The organism is Enterobacter sp. Ap-867 (assembly GCF_011752855.1).
Taxonomy (GTDB): Bacteria; Pseudomonadota; Gammaproteobacteria; order Enterobacterales; family Enterobacteriaceae; genus Cedecea.
On the sequence record NZ_VWWS01000001.1, the window covers coordinates 249,909 to 272,083 of the forward strand.

Below are 22,175 nucleotides of genomic sequence, written 5' to 3' on the forward strand. Positions count from 1 at the left end.
AGAGAATACGCGGATAAAAAGAATAACGTTTCTACCCGGTGGCGACCTGGCCGGGCATTTTGAGCAAGGATCTGCCCAATGGCTAAACTGACCCGTCGCGGCCTGCTGACCGGGGGCTGGCACAGTTCTACTCCCGCTGTTCGCCCTCCATGGAGCGGCGATGAAAACCATTTTCTTCTGGACTGCACGCGCTGCGATAGCTGCGTGACCGCCTGTCAGAGCCGGGTGCTTCGCCGTGGCCAGGGCGGCTACCCCGAAATCGACTTTAGCCGGGGGGAGTGCACTTTCTGCTACGCGTGCGCGGACGCCTGCCCTCAGCGGCTTTTTGCCCCGCAATCAGCGCAACCCTGGGCACTGACTTTACAGCTCGCCGAAACCTGTCTGGCCTGGCATCAGGTGGAATGTCGCAGCTGCGAAGATGCCTGTGAACCGCAGGCCATCCGGTTCATCCCCACTTTGCAGGACGTTTCCCGTCCACAGATTTCTTTGTCTGCCTGTCACGGCTGCGGCGCTTGTGTTGCCGGGTGCCCAACGTCAGCCATCACTCTGAGGCCACAAAATGCACACTGACTGGCACGTATGCGGCCTGGTGGTTCAGGCCAGACCTGAACATGTTGCTGCCGTACGCAGCGCGATCAACTCGCTGCCCGGCAGCGAGGTTGCGGTTGACGATATCGACAGCGGCAAACTTGCGGTGGTTATTGAAGCCGCCGAAAGCAACACGCTGCTGGAACAAATTGAGCGGGCACGCAATATCTCCGGCGTGCTGGCGGTGTCGCTGGTTTATCACCAGCAGAATGAACAAGGTGAGGAAGCACCATGAAACTCAGTCGTCGTAGCTTTATGAAAGCGAATGCCGTTGCCGCAGCTGCCGCGGCGGCGGGCCTCAGCGCACCGGGCGTGGCTCGTGCGGTGGTCGGCAAACCCGATGCCATTAAATGGGACAAAGCGCCGTGCCGCTTCTGCGGTACCGGCTGCGGCGTGCTGGTGGGGACCCAAAACGGCCGCGTCGTCGCAAGCCAGGGCGACCCGGAAGCGCCGGTCAACCGAGGGCTGAATTGCATTAAGGGCTACTTCCTGCCAAAAATCATGTACGGAAAAGATCGTCTCACCCAGCCGCTGCTGCGCATGAAAGACGGGCAGTACCACAAAGAGGGCGAGTTCCAGCCGGTAAGCTGGGAAAAAGCCTTCGACGTGATGGAAGATAAATTCAAGAACGCCCTGAAAGAGAAAGGCCCGGACGGCATCGGCATGTTTGGCTCCGGCCAGTGGACGGTGTGGGAAGGCTACGCCGCCGCGAAGCTGTTCAAGGCAGGCTTCCGTTCGAACAACATCGATCCGAACGCGCGTCACTGCATGGCGTCTGCCGTCGTGGGCTTTATGCGCACCTTCGGCATGGATGAGCCGATGGGCTGCTATGACGATATTGAGCAGGCGGACGCCTTTGTGCTTTGGGGCTCCAACATGGCGGAGATGCATCCGGTGCTCTGGTCACGCATCGCTAACCGCCGCCTGTCCGATGAAAACGTCAAGGTTGCCGTGCTTTCGACCTTCCAGCACCGCAGCTTCGAGCTGGCGGACAACGGTATGGTCTTCACGCCGCAAAGCGATCTGGCGATCCTGAACTACATCGCCAACTACATCATTCAGAACAACGCGGTGAACGAGTCGTTCTTTAAGCAGCACGTAAACCTGCGCCGTGGCGTGACGGATATTGGCTATGGGCTGCGCCCGACGCACCCGCTGGAAAAGGCCGCGAAGAATCCGGGATCTGACGCTTCCGAGCCGATGAGCTTCGACGAATACAAAACGTTTGTCGCCGAGTACACGCTGGAGAAAACCGCTGCAATGAGCGGAGTGCCGAAAGACCAGCTTGAAGCGCTCGCGAAGCTCTACGCTGACCCGAATAAGAAAGTGATTTCCTACTGGACGATGGGCTTTAACCAGCACGTGCGCGGCGTCTGGGCGAATAACCTGGTTTACAACCTGCATCTTCTGACCGGGAAAATCTCTCAGCCAGGCTGCGGGCCATTCTCGCTGACGGGGCAGCCGTCCGCCTGCGGCACCGCGCGTGAAGTGGGCACTTTTGCACACCGCTTACCGGCAGACATGGTCGTCACCAACGAAAAGCACCGGGAGATCGTCGAAAAAACCTGGCAGCTGCCCGCCGGCACTATTCCAGCCAAAGTGGGTTTGCACGCAGTGGCGCAGGACAGGGCGCTGAAAGACGGCAAGCTCAACGTGTACTGGGTGATGTGCAACAACAACATGCAGGCCGGGCCGAATATCACCGAAGAGCGTATGCCGGGCTGGCGCGATCCGCGTAATTTCATCATCGTCTCCGATCCTTATCCGACCATCAGCGCGTTAACGGCGGACCTGATCCTGCCGACGGCAATGTGGGTTGAGAAAGAGGGCGCCTACGGTAACGCCGAGCGCCGTACGCAGTTCTGGCGTCAGCAGGTGAGCGCGCCGGGCGAGGCGAAGTCCGATCTCTGGCAACTTGTGACCTTCGCAAAACGCTTCAAGGTCGAGGATGTCTGGCCTGCTGAGCTTCTCGAGAAAAAACCAGAATACCGGGGCAAAACCCTGTTCGACGTGCTGTTTGCCAGCGATGCGGTCCGCAAGTTCCCGGTGACCGAACTGGCAGCAGAGCAGCTAAACGACGAATCCCGCGAGCTGGGCTTCTACCTGCAAAAAGGCCTGTTTGAGGAATACGCCAGCTTTGGCCGCGGGCACGGGCACGATCTGGCCCCGTTTGACGAGTATCACAAAGCCCGGGGCTTACGCTGGCCGGTGGTCGACGGGAAAGAAACCCAGTGGCGCTACAGCGAGGGCCACGATCCGTACGTTAAGGCCGGGGAAGGCTTCAAGTTCTACGGTAAACCGGATGGGAAAGCGGTGATCTTCGCGCTGCCGTTCGAGCCGGCGGCAGAAGCCCCGGACCAGGAGTACGACCTGTGGCTATCTACCGGGCGTGTGCTCGAGCACTGGCATACCGGCAGCATGACGCGCCGCGTGCCGGAGCTGCATCGTGCCTTCCCCGAGGCCGTCACGTTTGTGCATCCGCTGGATGCCCAGGCGCGCGGTCTGCGCCGTGGCGACAAAGTGAAGGTGATTTCTCGCCGTGGTGAAGTGGTTTCCATCGTCGAAACCCGTGGCCGCAATAAGCCGCCCCGAGGCCTGGTCTACATGCCGTTCTTCGACGCCGCGCAGCTTGTGAATAACCTGACGCTCGACGCCACCGACCCGCTCTCCAAAGAGGCGGATTTCAAGAAGTGCGCCGTAAAGCTGGCGAAGGTGTAACGTGCAATGCCCTTCGGTCGCGGCATCGCTAAGTGCCCGGAGGGTATTTTCAGAATAACAATTCGATGGAGCCTGGGAGCTAAATCATGAATAACCAAGGCCTGATGAAGGCGTTGTTTCAATGGGGAGCGGCATTCACTCTGGTTGTCAGCGGTGCGCTTTGGGCGGCAACTGGCGTGGATCTTAAGCAATCGCCTGAAGTGTCCGGCACCCCGGAAGGGGCTGTGCTGATGCCAAAGCAGCAGCAGCGGATGGCGCTGAACTACGTTAACCAGCCGCCGATGATCCCGCACAGCGTGGACGGTTACCAGGTCACGCCGACCAGCAACCGCTGCCTGCAGTGCCACGGCGTTGAAAGTTACCGCACCACGGGGGCTCCGCGCGTCAGCCCAACGCACTTTATGGATAGCGACGGCAAGGTGCTTTCGAACGTGGCGCCTCGCCGCTATTTCTGCCTGCAATGCCACGTGCCCCAGGCGGATGTTGCCCCGATTGTTGAAAATACCTTCGAGCCATCCAAAGGGTTTGGGAAATAAGTTATGGATAAATCAACTCGTCAACCCGGCATCATTAAACGCGTGTGGCAGTGGTGGCGCAGGCCGAGTCGGTTAGCGCTAGGCACGTTGCTGCTGATTGGCTTTGCTGCCGGGATAATTTTTTGGGGCGGTTTCAACACCGGGATGGAAATGTCCAACCGTGAAGAGTTCTGCATCGGCTGCCATGAAATGCGCAATAACGTGTATGAGGAATACATGGGCACGGTGCATTACAACAACCGCAGTGGCGTGCGTGCGACTTGCCCGGATTGCCATGTGCCGCACGAATGGGTGCCGAAAATGATCCGTAAAATTCAGGCCAGCAAGGAGCTGTACGCTAAGGCCTTTGGGCTGATAGACACGCCGCAGAAGTTTGACGATCACCGCCTGGCGATGGCGCAAAACGAGTGGCGGCGGATGAAAAACAATAACTCCCAGGAGTGTCGAAACTGCCATAACTTCGACTATATGGATTTCACCGCACAGAAAACCGTGGCGGCCAAAATGCATGATGAGGCGATCAAAGACGGAAAAACCTGTATTGATTGCCATAAAGGCATAGCGCATAAGCTGCCGGATATGCGAGAGGTTGAGGCGGGGTTTTGATTAATATTCTGGATTTCTTATTTCTGTAAGCCAGGCATATTTCCGTTCACCCGTAGATCGATTCCCCATGTACGCTCATAGCACGGTGAACGTGTCAGGGGGCATTACGCCATGCCCCCTGACACCCCCCGGCGCCCGGCGAGCTCATCGCCGCTGAAGCGGTAAACCCACCGGCTATCACCCAAACATTCGGGGTCGTTCGCGATTCGTTCCCGACGATCGCTCTCTTTCGCTGTTCCCGACAGCTCAACCCCGCCTGAGTTGGGTCATAGCCGGGGGCGATGAGAGCCGGGAACAAGGGAGTGGCTTGTAGGACTTGCAGCAACGTTAACGTTCCGTGTGGCTGCGGGTTTAAAGCGAGGCACGGTTCCGGCTTAAATCGCCTGCGTTTTCTCTCCGACTGGCCAGGGTCCGGCCGTCGGGAACGGCCGGAGGCTGAGAGCGTCGGGAACGCATCTCAGCCGACCCAGGACTGGGAGATAAAACGGAGGTCTGCCGCTTCAGCGGTCGATTTATTTGGCCGGGAGTCCGGGTTCTTAGGGGAGTGACGGTGACTCCCCTAAGACGTTCACCTATGCCGGGTTACATATAAAAAAGGGCTGGAAGTGAACGGAGCTACTATCTGGTTAACATAAATAAAATCACCCCCAAAAAACACACCCAACAAACACACCTAACGCCACGCGACAATGCTCACAGAACGGCATATGATTGTCGGCTCCCTTACCGCCTTGTGGAGACCGTATGTCGTTACGTATCGAAGTCATCAAAGATAAAGTCCTGTCTGATAACTACTTCATCCTGCGCAATATTACCTATGACCTGTCTCGTAACGGGGCCGAAAGCGTGCGTCATAAGCGCGAAGTTTATGACCGGGGCAACGGGGCGACCATTCTGCTTTATAACCGCGAAAAGAAAAGTGTGGTGCTAACACGCCAGTTCCGCGTCGCGACCTGGGTTAACGGGAATGAAGACGGCATGCTGATAGAAGCCTGTGCTGGGCTGCTGGATGCCGACGAGCCGGAAGTCTGCGCCCGCAAAGAGGCGATGGAAGAAACGGGCTTTCAGGTAGGAGAGATTGAGAAAGTCTTTGAGTTGTATATGTCTCCCGGCGGCGTGACCGAAATCGTCTATTTCTATCTGGCAGAATACAGTGATTCTCAGCGAGAAGGGGCCGGCGGCGGCGTGGAAGATGAAGATATCGACGTGCTGGAAATCCCGTTTAGCCAGGCAATGGCGATGGTGAAGAATGGGGAAATTCGCGACGGGAAGACAGTGATACTGCTTCAACAGCTACAGTTGCGCAATATTATGGGGTAAAACTCCATAAAATCATGTTATTGCGATTTTTAATATTGATATAAAGCTATCCGACAAATCCGATTGAGCAGGCTGTCTCGTGGGCCGAAGATACGTCGCACCATCGTACGTTTTTCACGCTTCGCTTTTTAGGGCAGCCTTCAATGTTCTATCGGACATCCTCCTTGCTTATGCTTGCATTGCTGGTAGCCAATGCTGCATTTGCCGCGCCAGCGCAAAAGCAGTTTTCCGACTGGCAGGTAACCTGCAATAACCAGAACTTTTGCAGCACCCGTAATACCGGACTGCATCAGGGGTTGGTGATGACGATTACCCGGGGTGCCGGGGCTCGCACTGACGCCAGTTTGCGCATCGACCTGGGGAATATGGAGAGTGCGGACGTTACAGTCTCGCCTGTAGCACCGAGGCTGCGGTTTGACGACGCGCCGCTTGCTATCCAGCCCAGCGAGTGGAAAGTGTCGCCTCATCATTTGATGACCAATAATCCGGAGGCGATTAACGGTCTGCTAGACGCTGTTATGAACGGCGATAAAATTACCCTTGCCGACGGCAGGGGCATCATTTCACTCAGCGGGCTCAAAGCGGCGCTACTCTTTATCGACAGCCAGCAAAAGCGTATCGGCAGCGAAACCGCATGGATTAAAAAAGGCGACGGGCCTCCGCTCAGCGTGCCTCCGGCTCCACCGCTCAAAGAAGTGGCTGCAGCTACGGCACCAACAACGCCACTTTCACACGATGAACTGAACGACCTGTTGGATTACGGCACATGGCGGATGAATAACAGCCAGTGCTCGCTCGATCCGCAGCGCCGGGAAGTGCGCGTTTTCCCTCTGACTGACGATAAAGCCTTGATGCTTACCAGCTGTGAAGCAGGTGCCTATAACGTGGTTTATCTGGCCTGGGTCATCTCCCGGCAAAAGCCGTTTGTCGCCAGGACGATTCACCTGCGATTACCCTTTATACCGGACGGCGGCAGCGCTGAGCTGGAGCTAATGAACGCGGGATTTGATGAGCACGATAAAGTGTTAACCACCCTGGCGAAAGGGCGTGGGCCTGGCGACTGCGGCGTGGCCACGCGCTGGCGCTATGACGGACAGCGCTTCCGGCTTGTGCGTTATGCCGCTGAATCTGCCTGTGATAGCTGGCATAAAGCGGGCGGCTGGCCGACGCTGTGGGTCACCAAATAGTTGGATTCACTGAATAAAAGAGACCCTCTCCCCGCAAGGAGAGGGCTGGCAGCGTGGGCTATTTCTTGCCGAGTGATTTTTTCGCTACGGCTACGATGTTTTCTACCGTGAAGCCAAAGAACGGGAACAGCTTCCCGGCAGGCGCGGATTCGCCGAAGGTTGTCATACCCACAATCCCGCCTTTGAGACCGACGTATTTGTACCAGTAGTCGGCAATACCGGCCTCTACCGCCACTCGAGCCCGCACGGCATAAGGCAGGACGGACTCCTGATACGCCTCATCCTGAGCATCAAACACGTCGGTGGACGGCATAGACACGACGCGAACCTTATGCCCTTCTTTGCTCAATGCTGCCGCGGCCTCGACGGTGATTTCAATCTCAGAGCCTGTGGCAATCAGGATGAGGTCTGGTTTGCCGTCGCTGTCCTTCAGAATATAACCCCCTCGGCCGATCGCTTTCAGTTGCTCGGGCGTACGGTCCATCTGGGCCAGATTCTGGCGAGACAGGATCAGCGCAGTTGGGCCGGTCTGGCGCTCAAGTGCGGATTTCCAGGCCACGGCGGCCTCAACCTGATCGCAAGGCCGCCAGGTGCTGAAGTTGGGCGTCAGGCGCAGGCTGGCTAACTGCTCGACGGCCTGGTGTGTCGGGCCATCTTCCCCAAGGCCGATGGAATCATGGGTATAAACCATGATCTGCCGCGCTTTCATCAGCGCCGCCATACGCGCCGCGTTACGGGCGTACTCCACAAACATCAGGAAGGTGGCGGTGTAAGGGATAAAACCGCCGTGCAGCGCGATGCCGTTGGCAATGGCGGTCATACCGAATTCGCGTACGCCGTAGTGGATATAATTCCCGGCGGTGTCCTCTTTAATCGATCTCGAGCCTTTCCAGATGGTCAGGTTACTCGGGGCCAGGTCTGCGGAGCCGCCAAGCAGTTCCGGCAGCGACGGACCAAAGGCGTTAAGGGTATTCTGCGAAGCTTTGCGGGTGGCGATTTTGTCCGGGTTCGCCTGCAGTTGTTCAATGTAGCTTTGGGCTGTTTTCTGCCAGTTATCCGGCAGTTTACCTTCGGTACGGCGTTTAAATTCGGCGCTCAGGGTAGGGTGAGCCTTTGCGTAAGCGGCAAACTTCTCTTTCCAGGCGGCCTCCGCTTTTTCGCCTGCCTCTTTGGCGTCCCAGGCGTGATAGACCTCTTTTGGGATCTCAAACGGCGAGTATTTCCAGCCGAGCTGCTTGCGCGCCAGGGCGACTTCTTCTTCACCCAGCGGTGCGCCGTGAGCCTCTTCTTTGCCCGCTTTGTTTGGCGAACCAAAACCGATCACGGTGCGGCAGATGATGAGGGACGGTTTGTCCTTCACGCTCTGGGCTTCTTTGATGGCTTTTTTCAGCGCTGCCGGATCGTGGCCGTCAATCTCATGGATCACGTGCCAGTGATAGGCCTCGAAGCGTTTGGCCGTGTCGTCGGTAAACCAGCCATCGGTTTCCCCGTCGATGGAAATCCCGTTATGGTCATAGAAGCCGATCAGCTTGCCTAAACCCAGCGTCCCGGCAAGGGAAGATACCTCATGGGAAATGCCCTCCATCAGGCAGCCGTCGCCCATGAACACATAGGTGTAGTGGTCAACGATGTCATGGCCCGGCTGGTTAAACTGCGCGGCCAGCGTGCGCTCGGCAATCGCCATCCCCACGGCGTTGGCTAACCCCTGGCCCAGCGGGCCGGTGGTGGTTTCCACGCCGGGGGTATAGCCCACTTCCGGGTGGCCGGGCGTTTTGGAGTGAAGCTGGCGGAAGTTTTTCAACTCCTCCAGCGGCAGGTCATAGCCGCTCAGGTGCAGCAGGCTGTAAAGCAGCATCGACGCATGGCCGTTCGACAGCACAAAGCGGTCGCGGTTGGCCCAGTGCGGGTTAGACGGGTTATGGCTGAGGAAATCATTCCACAGCACCTCGGCGATATCGGCCATGCCCATGGGCGCTCCGGGGTGGCCGGAATTGGCTTTCTGGACCGCATCCATACTGAGGGCGCGAATGGCGTTGGCAAGCTCTTTACGTGATGACATGTTTCACTCCAGGTCTTGTTAAAGTTTGGCGGCGAGCAGGTCTTCCAGTTTGCGTTGATCTATGGCGAACAGGCGGATCCCTTCGGCCAGTTTTTCCACGGCCATAGCATCCTGGCTATGTTCCCAACGGAATTCCGCTTCGCTCATGGGGGCCGGACGGCGGAAGCCCTGTGAGAATGGGATCAGTTTACGGATAACTTCTTCTTCACTGTCCTGCAGCTGCTGCAGCAGGTTAGGGGCGATGGTCAGCCGGTCGCAGCCCGCCAGGGCGAGGATTTGTTCCTTACGACGGAAGCTGGCGCCCATGACGATGGTTTCATAGTTATGTTGCTTGAAGTAGTCGTAGATATTGCGCACGGATTTCACGCCCGGATCTTCTTCAACGATATACGGATCCATCGGTTTACGCGCCTGATACCAGTCGTAAATACGGCCCACGAACGGGGAAATCAGGAAAACGCCCGCTTCCGCACAGGCACGCGCCTGAGCAAAAGAGAACAGCAGTGTCAGGTTGCAGTTGATGCCTTCTTTTTGCAGCTCTTCCGCCGCGCGGATGCCTTCCCAGGTTGACGCCAGCTTGATGAGAATGCGGGATTTATCGATCCCCTGTTCGGCGTACAGGTCCACCAGGCGACGAGCCTTGCTGATGCTCTTTTCTTTGTCGTAGGAGAGGCGGGCATCCACTTCGGTAGACACGCGACCTGGAATGCTTTTCAGAATTTCCGCACCGACATTGACCGCCAGTTTGTCACTGGCTTCGGCCACAATGTGTTCCCTGCTGCCGCCGCGCTGTTTGCCGTAGGCCAGCGCGTCATCAATCAGCGGCTGATATTGCTCAAGCCCCGCGGCTTTTAACAACAATGAAGGGTTGGTGGTGGCGTCTTCAGGCTGGTAGTGGCGAATAGAGTCGATATCACCGCTGTCTGCAACCACGGTGGTGTACTGTTTAATGCTGTCTAACTGATTCATTACTATCTCCTTGAAAAAGCAACGTCTTACCTGAGCGTTCCGTGTCGCTCGCCGTGAAAACTTACGCTTTGCATAACCCAAAAGCATAGCAGATGGGGGCGATGACGGGGCAGCCGCTAACATCGGTTCTATAGTTAGCTAACAATAATCACGCCTAATCTTAATAGTATGGCTACCTTCAAAGTTTGCGAAACGTGCCCGCGTGATACTAGGCGGCTGACGTAACAATAAAGAAGACCCAAAAAGGAACGATGCAATGGATGAACAACTGAAGCAAAGTGCCCTCGATTTCCATGAGTTTCCAATTCCGGGGAAAATCCAGGTTTCTCCGACCAAACCCCTTGCTACCCAGCGTGACCTGGCGCTGGCGTATTCGCCGGGCGTAGCGGCACCTTGCCTTGAAATTGAAAAGGACCCGCTCGCCGCCTACAAATACACCGCGCGTGGCAACCTTGTGGGCGTGGTTTCTAACGGTACCGCGGTGCTCGGGCTAGGCAATATCGGTGCGCTGGCAGGCAAGCCGGTCATGGAAGGTAAGGGCGTCCTGTTTAAAAAATTCGCCGGTATCGACGTCTTCGATATCGAAATTGATGAGATGGATCCGGACAAGCTTATCGACGTGGTGGCCGCGCTGGAACCCACTTTCGGCGGCATTAACCTGGAAGATATCAAGGCACCGGAGTGTTTCTACATAGAGCAGAAGCTGCGCGAGCGCATGAACATTCCGGTGTTCCACGACGACCAGCACGGCACCGCGATTATTTGTACCGCCGCGGTGCTGAACGGCCTGCGCGTGGTTGAAAAGAACATTACCGATGTACGGCTGGTGGTTTCCGGCGCGGGGGCTTCGGCAATCGCCTGTATGAACCTGCTGGTCGCGCTGGGAATGCAAAAACACAACATCGTGGTTTGCGACTCGAAGGGCGTTATTTATAAAGGCCGCGAAGAGAACATGGCCGAAACCAAAGCCGCCTATGCCGTAGAAGACAGCGGCAAGCGGACGCTGGACGACGTGATTGAAGGCGCGGACATTTTCCTCGGCTGCTCCGGCCCGAAAGTGCTGACTCAGGAGATGGTGAAGAAGATGGGCAAAGCGCCGCTGATTCTGGCGCTGGCTAACCCTGAGCCTGAAATTCTGCCGCCGCTGGCGAAAGAGGTGCGCCCGGAAGCCATTATCTGTACCGGCCGTTCGGACTACCCGAACCAGGTGAACAACGTGCTGTGCTTCCCGTTCATCTTCCGTGGCGCGCTGGACGTGGGCGCCACGGCAATTAACGAAGAGATGAAGCTGGCTGCGGTACATGCGATAGCCGAACTGGCTCACGCTGAACAAAGCGACGTGGTGGCCTCCGCCTACGGCGAGCAGGAACTGACGTTCGGCCCGGAATACATCATTCCTAAGCCATTTGACCCGCGCCTGATCGTGAAAATTGCCCCGGCGGTAGCCAAAGCAGCGATGGACTCCGGCGTGGCCACGCGCCCGATTCAGGATTTCAATGCTTACAGCGAGAAGCTGGAAGAGTTTGTCTACAAAACCAACCTGTTTATGAAGCCGATCTTCTCCCAGGCGCGCAAAGAGCCGAAGCGCGTGGTGTTAAGCGAAGGGGAAGAAGCGCGCGTGCTGCATGCCACACAGGAGCTGATCACTTTGGGGCTGGCGAAGCCTATCCTGATTGGTCGCCCAAGCGTTATCGAAATGCGTATCAAAAAGCTGGGCCTGCAAATTCAGCCGGGCAAAGATTTTGAGATCGTGAATAACGAATCGGATCCGCGTTTCAAAGAGTACTGGCACGAGTACTACAACATCATGAAGCGCCGTGGGATCACTCAGGAGCAGGCGCAGCGGGCGGTGATCAGCAACACGACTGTGATCGGGGCGATCATGGTGCATCGTGGTGAAGCGGATGCGCTGATATGCGGGACAATCGGCGAATATCACGAGCACTTTGACGTGGTAGAGAAGCTGTTTGGCTACCGCGAAGGCGTGAAGGCTGCCGGGGCGATGAACGCGCTGCTGCTGCCGAGCGGCAACACCTTTATCGCGGATACCTATGTGAACGATGACCCTACGCCGGAAGAACTGACGGAAATCACGCTGCTGGCGGCGGAAACGGTGCGCCGCTTCGGCATTGAGCCGAAAGTCGCGCTGCTTTCCCACTCCAACTACGGTTCTTCCAACAGCAAAGCCGCCTGCAAAATGCGCAAAACGCTGGATCTGGTGCGTGAGCGTGCGCCTGACCTGGAAATTGACGGGGAGATGCACGGAGACGCCGCGCTGGTTGAAAGTATTCGCCATGAGCGTATGCCGGACAGCCCGCTGAAAGGCTCTGCCAATATCCTGATCATGCCGAACGTTGAGGCGGCGCGTATTAGCTACAACCTGCTGCGCGTGTCGAGTTCTGAAGGGGTGACCGTTGGACCGGTCCTGATGGGCGTGGCGAAGCCGGTTCACGTGTTGACGCCGATTGCTTCTGTGCGCCGCATTGTGAATATGGTGGCGCTGGCGGTTGTGGAGGCGCAAACCGCACCGCTGTGATTGAACTCCCCCTCGCCCTCTCTCCGAAGGGGCGAGGGGGAAAACCGAGTAAAGCGGATAATAGAGTCATCTTTCCCCAAAGGGATAGGGGGGACAGCGAGCACTAAAAATCCCCTCTCCCTTTTAGGGAGAGGATGAGGGCAAAAACGCGAAAGCTACACCCACTCCTTCACTGGCAGGAAATCACGATACAGCGCAGCCTCCGGGCTGCCTTTTTCAGGCTGATAGTCATACTCCCAGCGCACCAGCGGCGGCATCGACATTAAAATCGATTCGGTGCGCCCGCCGGTTTGCAGGCCAAACAGCGTGCCGCGATCCCACACCAGGTTGAACTCAACGTAGCGCCCACGACGATACAGCTGGAAGTCACGCTCACGCTCGCCGAAGGGATGATCCTTGCGGCGTTCAACAATCGGCAGATAAGCATCCAGGAATCCCTGTCCGACGGCCTGAATAAAGCGGAAGCCGTAGTCAAAGTCTGGCTTGTTCAGATCGTCGAAAAACAGCCCGCCGATGCCGCGCTGCTCGTTGCGGTGTCTGATAAAGAAGTAGTCATCGCACCACTTTTTATAACGCGGGAAAACGTCGTCACCAAACGGCTGACACAGGTCACGCGCCGTGCGGTGCCAGTGCACCGCATCTTCTTCGAAGCCGTAGTAAGGCGTTAAGTCGAAGCCGCCGCCAAACCACCAGACCGGATCGGCGCCAGGTTTTTCGGCAATAAAGAAACGCACGTTGGCGTGGCTGGTCGGCACATAAGGGTTGTTCGGGTGTACCACCAGCGAAACGCCCATGGCCTCAAAGCTTCTGCCCGCCAGTTCCGGGCGGTGGGCCGTGGCAGACGCCGGCATGGCGTCACCGTGAACGTGAGAAAAGTTCACGCCAGCCTGTTCGAACACCGCGCCGCCGCGCAAAACTCGACTGCGCCCGCCGCCGCCGCCTTCTCGCTGCCAGTTGTCTTCCTGGAAGACGGCGCCATCAAGGGCGGAAAGCTGCTGGCATATCGTATCCTGCAGGGAGAGCAGGAACTGTTTTACGGCGTGGATATCGGGCTCAGTCATAAAAATTAACGCTTCTTACCGTGGACTTTATGGTTATCAAACCAGTTGAAATAGCTCATCACGCCGGAGGCGATGGCGGTGGCAATCTTCTGGCGGAAGGCGGTGGTGCCGAGCAGCTTTTCTTCGCCCGGGTTAGTGATGAACGACGTTTCAACCAGCACGGACGGAATGGACGGCGACTTCAGAACGACGAAGGCTGCCTGTTCCGTGTTGCGGCTGTGCAGCTTATGCACCGGCTTTATCTGTTTCAGAATATGCGAGCCGAGCGTCAGGCTGTTTTTAATCGTGTCGGTCTGCACCAGGTCAAACAGCACCTGCTGCAGGTAGTGATCTTTGTCTTTCACTTTGCTACCCGCTACGTCATCCGCGGCGTTCTCTCTGTCTGAAAGATATTTCGCCATGGCGCTACTTGCGCCTCGGTTAGACAGGGCGAATACGGAGGCACCTGCGGCGGTTGGACTGGTGAAGCCATCCGCGTGGATCGACATAAACAGATCTGCGCCGTGCTGGTGGGCGATTTCAACGCGATCGTACAGCGGAATAAATTCGTCCGTGGTGCGAGTCAGCCTGGCATCGATCCCGTTGCTGCGCAGGATGCTGCGCACGTTTTTGGCAATGGCCAGCACCACGTGTTTTTCTTTCGAGCCGTTGTGACCGATGGCGCCGGTATCAATCCCACCGTGGCCCGGGTCGAGCATAACAATGCGTTTTGCCCCGGATTTTTTGGCCACTTTACTGTGGGAATTGGTGGTTTTCAGCGATTTGGCTTCTTCCTTTGCCAGCGCTTGGTTCATACCGGTTAGCGTCAACGCTGCTAAACCCGTGAGCAGGACCTGGCGGCGCGTCGTAAGTTGCGTTAGCGATTTAATTTTGCTCATGCGGATGAATTATTTATCTTATGGAGTCCAGATGGGAAGTTATAACGTATCGGCTTCATGCAAACGACACTCTGGCGTCAGAAATGTATATCCATTCGTTTCATTTCATGACTGGTCGGAGATTATGCCATTTTTTTCGCGCTTTTGCGGCAGTTATTGGCTTAACGGACGGTTAACGCCATAATCAACCTTTTACGGCTTAAGGTGGCTAATACCATGGAAATTCGCGTTTTTCGCCAGGAAGATTTCGAAGAGGTCATTACCCTTTGGGAGCGCTGCGATTTACTGCGCCCATGGAATGACCCGGAAATGGACATTGAACGTAAGCTGCATCACGATGCGGACCTGTTTTTAGTCGCGGAGGTGGGCGGCGAGATCGTCGGTTCGTTGATGGGCGGGTATGACGGCCATCGGGGGTCAGCCTATTACCTGGGCGTGCACCCGGAGTTTCGGGGCCGCGGCATTGCTAACGCCTTGCTGAACCGGCTGGAAAAGAAGCTGATTGCCCGCGGTTGCCCGAAGATCCACATCATGGTGCGCGAAGAGAACGATCTGGTTATCGGCCTTTATGAAAAGCTCGATTACGAGCATCAGGACACCATTTTGCTCGGCAAACGGCTGATAGAAGATCAGGAATATTAATTTTCAAATGTGTTCATGCCATGTATTTGCCTGCTGATTATGATTCACAGGGCAACTTAAAAGCACCGCTACTGTTCTGGGCGGTGTTGTTGTTACAGGCCCGCACCTGGGTTTTGCTGGTGCTGGCGGGGGCTTCTCGTCAGCAGGGCGATGCGCTGCTGGGCCTGTTTTATCCCGATCGCGATAACTTCTGGCTGGGGCTGATCCCCGGTATTCCGGCTGCGCTGGCCTTTTTGCTCAGCGGACGTCGCCACCTTTGGCCCCGGTTCTGGCGGGCGTTTCGCTGGATATTGATTGCCGCCCAGGTTGGGCTGCTGGCGTGGCAACTGGCGCTGCTGGCCGGGGATGAAACGCTGACCGGTACCACCGTTGTTCTGCTGATTATCGATCTGTTCGCGCTTTGGTGGCTGCTGACTAACCGCCGGCTGCGGGATTACTTTGCCCTGAAAAACGAGTTAAGCGGCACTTTTTGACGTCCCCGTACTCCAAAGGCCGTTACCATTTTTTGAAAAGGAATGATCAATGAAATCTCTGCGCCTGATGATGCTAGGCCTGCCGCTGGTTCTGAGCGGGTGTTCCACGCTGTCCTCCGTTAACTGGTCTGCGGCTTATCCGTGGAACTGGTTTGGCTCTTCCGTTGAGGTGAGCGAGCAGGGCGTGGGGAAACTGACTTCAGCCACCGCGATGGATGAGAAGGCCGTGAGCGAGGGGTTGAATGACAATTATCGTCTGCGCAGCGGCATGAAAACTGAAAACGGCACCATCGTGCGCTACTTTGAGGCGATGAAAGACAAAGACGTTAAGCTGGTGGTGAACGGCGAAAAAGGCACCGTGAGTCGCGTAGATGTGATGGATGCTGACATCAAAACCGCCAGCGGCGTGAAAATCGGCACGCCTTTCAGCGATCTGTATCAGAAAGCGTTTGGGGCCTGCGAAAAAGCGACCAGCGACGATGCGGCAGGCGTTCTCTGCCAGGCGCCGAACAGCCAGCACATCAGCTATCTGTTTACAGGCGAGTGGCACGGGCCGGAAGGATTGATGCCGTCGGATGATACGCTGAAGAAATGGACGCTTAACAAAATTATCTGGCGTCGATAAAATTTGCGCCGGGTTTGCGCCGTCGCAAGTCGGCGTGAATAAATCAGGTTAGAATAGCCCGATAAATGCCTCCGTTCGGAGTCATCATAGTTATGTGCCACCTTTGGTGGCATTTTTTTCAGGAGGAATCATGTCTCGGGTTCAAAGCGGCATTCTGCCGGAACATTGTCGTGCCGCCGTTTGGCTGGAAGCTTCTGTCCAGGGCGACTTCAGCGCGCTGAGCGCAGGGTGCAAAACCTTTATTGAAGCGTTGAATGCTTTCCAGGAACAATTCCCTGACGCGATGCTGGGGGCGACCGTTGGCTTCGGGCACGACCTGTGGCGCGACCTCAGCAAAGGCAAAGGTGCCGCAGAGCTGAAAAACTTTACGCCACTAGGCAAAGGCCTGGCGCCCGCGACCCAGCACGATGTGATGATCCACATTCTTTCTCTGCGCCATGACGTGAACTTCTCCGTGGCTCAGGCCGCGCTGGCCGCGTTTGGCGATGCGCTGAAAATTGAAGAAGAGATTCACGGTTTCCGCTGGGTAGAAGAGCGCGATCTCAGCGGCTTCGTTGACGGGACCGAAAATCCACAGGGCGAAGAAAATCGTCGCCAGGTGGCGGTGATCAACGAAGGCGTGGATGCCGGGGGCAGCTACGTGCTGGTTCAGCGCTGGGAACACAACCTCAAGCAGCTTAACCGCCTGAGTGTGCACGACCAGGAGATGATCTTCGGCCGTACCAAACAGGAAAACGAAGAGATTGACGGCGACGCGCGGCCAGCCACTTCTCACCTGAGCCGGGTCGATCTGAAAGAAGACGGCAAGGGGCTGAAAATTGTGCGTCAGAGCCTGCCTTACGGTACCGCCAGCGGCGTGCACGGTCTCTATTTCATCGCCTATTGCGCGCGTTTGCATAACATTGAACAGCAGCTATTGAGCATGTTTGGCGACGCTGACGGGAAGCGTGACGGTATGCTGCGCTTCACTAAGCCGGTCACCGGCGGTTACTACTTTGCGCCGTCGCTCGATAAATTACTGAGCCTGTAATACCCTCCGGCGTAGCGTTTGCTACGCCGCTTTCTTATATCCCTTTCTTCTTGTAAATCGCCAAACGGTATATAAAAGCGTTACAGCTTTATCGCTCGTTATAAATACACTGACTGTCATGACTTTATGGTATTCATCACATTTATAAGGGCGAAGCATGGCAATCAGGTCAGTTAAAAAAGTATGGAACGCGCTCGCTGTCTCTTTGCTGCTGGCAGGCTCTGCCCATGCAACCGAGCTGCTGAATAGCTCTTATGATGTGTCCCGCGAGCTGTTTGCCGCGCTTAACCCGCCGTTTGAAAAACAGTGGGCGCAGGAGAATAACGGCGACAAGCTGACGATAAAACAATCTCATGCCGGGTCATCAAAACAGGCACTGGCCATTTTGCAGGGCTTAAAAGCTGACGTTGTAACTTATAACCAGGTGACCGATGTGCAGATCCTGCACGACAAAGGCAACCTGATCCCGGCGGACTGGCAGAGCCGTCTGGGCAACAACAGCTCGCCTTTCTACTCCACCATGGCTTTCCTGGTGCGCAAAGGCAACCCAAAGAACATCCACGACTGGAGCGATCTTGTGCGCCCGGACGTGAAGCTCATTTTCCCGAATCCGAAAACTTCTGGTAACGCTCGTTATACCTATCTGGCAGCCTGGGGGGCGGCAGACAAAGCTGACGGCGGCGATAAAGCCAAAACCGAGCAGTTCATGACGCAATTCCTGAAAAACGTCGAAGTGTTTGATACCGGCGGCCGCGGGGCGACAACCTCCTTTGTCGAGCGTGGGCTGGGCGACGTGCTGATCTCTTTTGAATCAGAAGTGAACAATATCCGCAACCAGTACGCCAAAGACGGTTATGAAGTCGTAGTGCCGAAGGTCAACATTCTGGCCGAGTTCCCGGTTGCCTGGGTGGATAAAAACGTGAAGGCCAACGGCACGGAAAAAGCGGCCAAAGCCTACCTGAACTATCTCTATAGCCCTCAGGCGCAGACCATCATTACCGATTACTACTACCGCGTGAATAACCCGCAGGTAATGGATAAGCTGAAAGATAAATTCCCACAGACCGAGCTGTTCCGCGTGGAAGATGCGTTCGGCGGCTGGCTGGAAGTGATGAAAACGCATTTTGCTACCGGCGGGGAGCTGGACAAGCTGTTAGCGACGGGGCGTAGTTAATGTTTGCCAGCCGTTCAAAACGCGTATTGCCGGGGTTTACGCTTAGCCTCGGCACCAGCCTGCTGTTTGTTTGCCTGATCCTGCTGCTGCCGCTGAGCGCGCTGGTGATGCAGCTGGCGCAAATGTCGTTCTCCCAGTACTGGGACGTGATTACCAACCCGCAGGTGGTGGCCGCCTATAAAGTCACGCTGCTTTCCGCCGCGCTGGCTTCCGTGTTTAACGGCGTGTTCGGCCTGTTAATGGCGTGGATCCTGACGCGTTATCAGTTTCCGGGGCGCAGCCTGCTAGATGCGCTGATGGATTTACCCTTTGCGCTGCCCACCGCGGTGGCAGGTTTAACCCTCGCCGGGCTGTTTTCTGTCAACGGCTGGTACGGCGAGTGGCTGGCGCAGTTTGGCATTAAGGTGACTTACACTTGGCTGGGTATTGCCGTCGCGATGGCGTTTACCAGCATTCCGTTTGTGGTGCGCACCGTTCAGCCCGTGCTGGAAGAATTGGGGCCAGAATACGAGGAAGCCGCTGAAACGCTCGGCGCGACTCGCTGGCAGAGTTTCCGCCGCGTAGTGCTGCCGGAGCTTTCTCCGGCACTGATGGCGGGCGTAGCGCTTTCCTTCACCCGCAGCCTGGGGGAGTTTGGCGCGGTTATCTTTATCGCCGGAAACATCGCCTGGAAGACGGAAGTGACCTCGCTGATGATCTTCGTGCGCCTGCAGGAGTTTGATTACCCGGCGGCCAGCGCCATTGCGTCAGTGATTCTGGCGGCGTCGCTGCTGCTGCTGTTCACCATTAACACGTTGCAGAGTCGCTTTGGTCGACGCGTGGTAGGTCACTGATGACGGACGTCACTGCTTTGAAAAACTATACCCGCTCCCGCATTAACTGGGGAAAATGGGCGCTGATCGCCATCGGTGTGCTCGTCTCTTTCCTGATTCTGGTGGTGCCGGTCGCGTCTATTTTTGTAGAAGCCTTTTCCAAAGGGCTGATGCCCGCGCTGCAAAATATCGCTAACCCGGACATGCTGCACGCCATCTGGCTGACGGTGATGATTGCCCTGATTACCGTGCCGGTAAACCTGGTGTTCGGCACGCTGCTGGCCTGGCTGGTGACGCGTTTTAACTTCCCTGGCCGCCAATTGTTGCTGACGCTGCTGGATATCCCATTTGCCGTTTCCCCGGTGGTTGCGGGCCTGGTTTACCTGCTGTTTTATGGTTCTAACGGCCCGCTGGCGGGGTTCCTCGATGCCCACAACCTGCAAATCATGTTTGCCTGGCCGGGCATGGTGCTGGTGACTATCTTCGTCACCTGCCCGTTTGTGGTGCGTGAGCTGGTGCCGGTGATGCTAAGCCAGGGCAGCCAGGAAGATGAAGCCGCGATTTTACTGGGCGCTTCCGGCTGGCAGATGTTCCGCCGCGTGACGCTGCCCAATATTCGCTGGGCCCTGCTTTATGGCGTGGTGCTGACCAACGCCCGCGCCATCGGTGAATTTGGCGCGGTGTCGGTGGTGTCCGGTTCGATTCGCGGCGAGACGTTCTCGTTGCCGTTACAGATTGAGTTACTGCAGCAGGATTACAACACCGTTGGTTCGTTTACCGCCGCGGCGTTGTTGACCCTGATGGCAGTCCTGACCTTGTTCTTAAAGAGTGCGGTGCAGTGGCGTCTGAATAATCAGGAAAAACGCCTGAAGCAGGAGGAAAATCATGAGCATTGATATTGCCAATATTAAGAAGTCATTTGGACGCACCCAGGTGCTGAACGATATCTCGCTGGATATCCCTTCTGGTCAGATGGTGGCGCTGCTTGGTCCGTCCGGCTCTGGTAAAACTACGCTGCTGCGTATTATTGCCGGGCTGGAGCACCAGAACAGCGGTCGCATCAGCTTCCACGGCACCGACGTCAGCCGGATGCATGCCCGCGATCGCAAAGTCGGCTTTGTGTTTCAGCACTATGCGCTGTTCCGCCATATGTCGGTATTCGACAATATCGCCTTTGGCTTAACGGTGCTGCCGCGTCGCGAACGGCCTTCCGCCTCTGCGATCAAACAGAAAGTGACGAAACTGCTGGAAATGGTGCAGCTTTCCCATCTGGCCGACCGCTACCCGGCGCAGTTGTCCGGCGGGCAGAAGCAGCGCGTTGCCCTGGCGCGTGCGCTGGCGGTGGAGCCGCAAATCCTGCTGCTGGATGAACCGTTTGGCGCTCTGGACGCACAGGTTCGTAAAGAGCTGCGCCGCTGGCTGCGCGAGCTGCACGAAGAGTTAAAGTTCACCAGCGTGTTTGTGACGCACGATCAGGAAGAAGCGATGGAAGTTGCCGACCGCGTGGTGGTGATGAGCCAGGGCAATATCGAGCAGGTCGATACGCCTGAGCAGGTCTGGCGTGAGCCCGCGACCCGCTTCGTGCTGGAGTTCCTCGGCGAAGTTAACCGCCTGAAAGGCGTGATCCGTGGGAGCCAGTTCCACGTCGGCGCGCATCGTTGGCCGCTGGGGTTCACGCCGGCCTATCAGGGGGATGTTGATTTGTTCCTGCGTCCGTGGGAAGTGGACGTCAGCCGCCGCACGAATCTAGATTCACCTCTGCCGGTGCAGGTGCTGGAAGTAAGCCCTCGCGGGCATTACATGCAGCTGGTTGTGCAGCCGCTGGGCTGGTATGACGAACCGCTGACGGTGGTTCTGAAGGAACAGCAAATTCCGCAGCGCGGTGAGCGTCTGTTTGTGGGATTACAAAACGCGCGCCTGTATGAAGGTGCCAACCGTATTCAGGGTGTAGACCTGGCGCAGTCCGCCTGATAATTTACCCCGACAGGACACGCACTAGCGGCCCACCGAGGCCGCTTTTTCATTTATTGCGGGCAGGCAAGTGATCACTTTAGAAAGCACTATTGGTAATACTCCTCTGGTCCGGCTGCAGCGCAGCGGGCTGACGAACGGCAGCGAGATTTGGGTCAAACTCGAAGGGAATAACCCGGCAGGGTCGGTTAAAGATCGCGCGGCGCTGTCGATGATTGTTCAGGCGGAAAAGCGAGGGGAAATACAACCCGGCGATACGCTGATTGAGGCAACCAGCGGCAATACCGGCATTGCGCTGGCGATGATCTCTGCGCTCAAAGGCTACCGTATTAAGCTGCTGATGCCGGACAACATGAGCATGGAGCGCAAGGCGGCGATGCAGGCTTACGGCGCCGAGCTGATTCTGGTCAGCAAAGCTCAGGGCATGGAAGGCGCGCGTGAGCTGGCTCAGCAAATGGCCGACCGTGGCGAAGGCAAGATCCTCGATCAGTTTAATAACCCGGATAACCCGCTGGCGCATTACACGACGACCGGGCCGGAGATCTGGCGGCAGACCGAAGGGCGAATCACGCATTTTGTCTCCAGCATGGGCACGACGGGCACGATAACCGGCGTGAGTCGTTTTATGCGCGAGCAAAGCAAGCCGGTGAGAATTGTCGGGCTGCAGCCGGAAGAGGGCAGCAGCATCCCGGGGATCCGCCGTTGGCCAGAAGAGTGGTTGCCGAAAATTTTCAACCCGACACTGGTGGATGAAGTCATCGACATGGCGCAGACCGAAGCCGAGCAGACGATGCGCCGCCTGGCGATGGAAGAGGGGATTTTCTGCGGCGTAAGTTCCGGCGGGGCAGTGGCGGGTGCGTTGCGCGTAGCCAAAGCAAATCCGGGGGCCGTAGTGGTCGCTATTATTTGCGACAGAGGCGATCGCTATCTTTCTACCGGCGTGTTCGGGGAAGAGAGCTACGTTCAGGGCGCTGGCATCTGACGCTGTAA

21 protein-coding genes are annotated in these 22,175 nt (G+C 56.8%); 17 read left to right on the forward strand and 4 right to left on the reverse strand.

The genetic code is table 11. The annotated features are described in order from the left end of the window. The first annotated feature begins 78 nt into the window (after window positions 1-78). The 7 genes from napF (at window position 79) to F3J26_RS01185 (ending at window position 6,955) form a co-directional block, all read left to right on the forward strand. On the forward strand, window positions 79-570 hold the full coding sequence (gene napF / locus F3J26_RS01155; RefSeq protein ID WP_008460180.1) for a ferredoxin-type protein NapF: 492 nt from the start codon (window positions 79-81) through the stop codon (window positions 568-570). Continuing rightward, window positions 560-823, forward strand: coding sequence for a chaperone NapD (napD, locus tag F3J26_RS01160; RefSeq protein WP_039295845.1), 264 nt, complete (start codon window positions 560-562; stop codon window positions 821-823). Before napF ends, napD begins: the two co-directional genes overlap by 11 nt. Beyond that, entirely contained in the window at window positions 820-3,306 is a 2,487-nt protein-coding gene (napA, locus tag F3J26_RS01165; RefSeq protein ID WP_166990697.1) for a nitrate reductase catalytic subunit NapA, read from the forward strand. The genes napD and napA overlap by 4 nt, the downstream gene beginning before the upstream one ends. A gap of 86 nt (window positions 3,307-3,392) precedes the next feature. Continuing rightward, complete coding sequence (gene napB / locus F3J26_RS01170) at window positions 3,393-3,842, forward strand: nitrate reductase cytochrome c-type subunit (protein ID WP_166990701.1); 450 nt, start codon at window positions 3,393-3,395, stop codon at window positions 3,840-3,842. 3 nt (window positions 3,843-3,845) lie between these two features. Beyond that, window positions 3,846-4,448: a cytochrome c-type protein NapC gene (gene napC, locus F3J26_RS01175; protein WP_008460173.1), complete on the forward strand. Its 603-nt coding sequence runs from the start codon at window positions 3,846-3,848 to the stop codon at window positions 4,446-4,448. Window positions 4,449-5,192: 744 nt separating this feature from the next. After that, window positions 5,193-5,768: a GDP-mannose pyrophosphatase NudK gene (gene nudK / locus F3J26_RS01180; protein ID WP_166990705.1), complete on the forward strand. Its 576-nt coding sequence runs from the start codon at window positions 5,193-5,195 to the stop codon at window positions 5,766-5,768. 143 nt (window positions 5,769-5,911) lie between these two features. Further along, a complete protein-coding gene (locus tag F3J26_RS01185; RefSeq protein WP_166990711.1) occupies window positions 5,912-6,955 on the forward strand; it encodes a DUF1176 domain-containing protein in 1,044 nt (347 codons plus the stop codon). 58 nt (window positions 6,956-7,013) lie between these two features. Here the strand turns inward: F3J26_RS01185 and tkt are convergent, their stop codons facing one another. Together tkt and tal are read right to left on the reverse strand one after the other, a co-directional pair. Beyond that, window positions 7,014-9,014 (reverse strand): transketolase, encoded by a 2,001-nt coding sequence (tkt, locus tag F3J26_RS01190; RefSeq protein ID WP_166990714.1) that lies wholly within the window; start codon window positions 9,012-9,014, stop codon window positions 7,014-7,016. Between the two features lie 18 nt (window positions 9,015-9,032). Next, window positions 9,033-9,983 carry a transaldolase gene (tal, locus tag F3J26_RS01195; RefSeq protein WP_008459557.1) on the reverse strand — a complete coding sequence of 317 codons (951 nt, stop codon included), beginning with the start codon at window positions 9,981-9,983 and terminating at the stop codon, window positions 9,033-9,035. A gap of 256 nt (window positions 9,984-10,239) precedes the next feature. Here tal and maeB point away from each other — a divergent pair, with 256 nt between their 5' ends. After that, window positions 10,240-12,519: an NADP-dependent oxaloacetate-decarboxylating malate dehydrogenase gene (maeB, locus tag F3J26_RS01200; protein ID WP_008459558.1), complete on the forward strand. Its 2,280-nt coding sequence runs from the start codon at window positions 10,240-10,242 to the stop codon at window positions 12,517-12,519. Window positions 12,520-12,674: 155 nt separating this feature from the next. Here the strand turns inward: maeB and hemF are convergent, their stop codons facing one another. Further along, window positions 12,675-13,580 carry an oxygen-dependent coproporphyrinogen oxidase gene (hemF, locus tag F3J26_RS01205; protein ID WP_166990717.1) on the reverse strand — a complete coding sequence of 302 codons (906 nt, stop codon included), beginning with the start codon at window positions 13,578-13,580 and terminating at the stop codon, window positions 12,675-12,677. Window positions 13,581-13,585: 5 nt separating this feature from the next. Beyond that, window positions 13,586-14,458, reverse strand: coding sequence for an N-acetylmuramoyl-L-alanine amidase AmiA (amiA, locus tag F3J26_RS01210; protein ID WP_008459562.1), 873 nt, complete (start codon window positions 14,456-14,458; stop codon window positions 13,586-13,588). 216 nt (window positions 14,459-14,674) lie between these two features. Here amiA and F3J26_RS01215 point away from each other — a divergent pair, with 216 nt between their 5' ends. From F3J26_RS01215 to cysM, 9 genes are all read left to right on the forward strand, one after another. Next, window positions 14,675-15,100, forward strand: coding sequence for a GNAT family acetyltransferase (locus tag F3J26_RS01215; protein ID WP_008459564.1), 426 nt, complete (start codon window positions 14,675-14,677; stop codon window positions 15,098-15,100). A 20-nt stretch (window positions 15,101-15,120) separates the two neighbouring features. Next, entirely contained in the window at window positions 15,121-15,573 is a 453-nt protein-coding gene (locus F3J26_RS01220) for a DUF2919 family protein (RefSeq protein WP_166990720.1), read from the forward strand. Between the two features lie 49 nt (window positions 15,574-15,622). Continuing rightward, entirely contained in the window at window positions 15,623-16,198 is a 576-nt protein-coding gene (locus F3J26_RS01225) for an RpoE-regulated lipoprotein (RefSeq protein WP_166990723.1), read from the forward strand. A 130-nt stretch (window positions 16,199-16,328) separates the two neighbouring features. Continuing rightward, window positions 16,329-17,228 (forward strand): Dyp-type peroxidase, encoded by a 900-nt coding sequence (locus tag F3J26_RS01230; protein WP_166990727.1) that lies wholly within the window; start codon window positions 16,329-16,331, stop codon window positions 17,226-17,228. A gap of 157 nt (window positions 17,229-17,385) precedes the next feature. Next, complete coding sequence (locus F3J26_RS01235; protein ID WP_166990730.1) at window positions 17,386-18,402, forward strand: sulfate ABC transporter substrate-binding protein; 1,017 nt, start codon at window positions 17,386-17,388, stop codon at window positions 18,400-18,402. Continuing rightward, the gene (gene cysT / locus F3J26_RS01240; RefSeq protein WP_008459572.1) at window positions 18,402-19,235 is read left to right on the forward strand and encodes a sulfate/thiosulfate ABC transporter permease CysT; all 834 of its coding nucleotides are present in this window, start codon (window positions 18,402-18,404) and stop codon (window positions 19,233-19,235) included. Before F3J26_RS01235 ends, cysT begins: the two co-directional genes overlap by 1 nt. Then, on the forward strand, window positions 19,235-20,110 hold the full coding sequence (gene cysW / locus F3J26_RS01245) for a sulfate/thiosulfate ABC transporter permease CysW (RefSeq protein ID WP_008459574.1): 876 nt from the start codon (window positions 19,235-19,237) through the stop codon (window positions 20,108-20,110). The genes cysT and cysW overlap by 1 nt, the downstream gene beginning before the upstream one ends. Continuing rightward, window positions 20,100-21,185, forward strand: a complete 1,086-nt coding sequence (cysA, locus tag F3J26_RS01250; protein WP_166990733.1) for a sulfate/thiosulfate ABC transporter ATP-binding protein CysA — start codon at window positions 20,100-20,102, stop codon at window positions 21,183-21,185. The genes cysW and cysA overlap by 11 nt, the downstream gene beginning before the upstream one ends. Before the next feature lie 70 nt (window positions 21,186-21,255). Then, window positions 21,256-22,167: a cysteine synthase CysM gene (cysM, locus tag F3J26_RS01255; RefSeq protein ID WP_039295805.1), complete on the forward strand. Its 912-nt coding sequence runs from the start codon at window positions 21,256-21,258 to the stop codon at window positions 22,165-22,167. Window positions 22,168-22,175 lie beyond the last annotated feature (8 nt).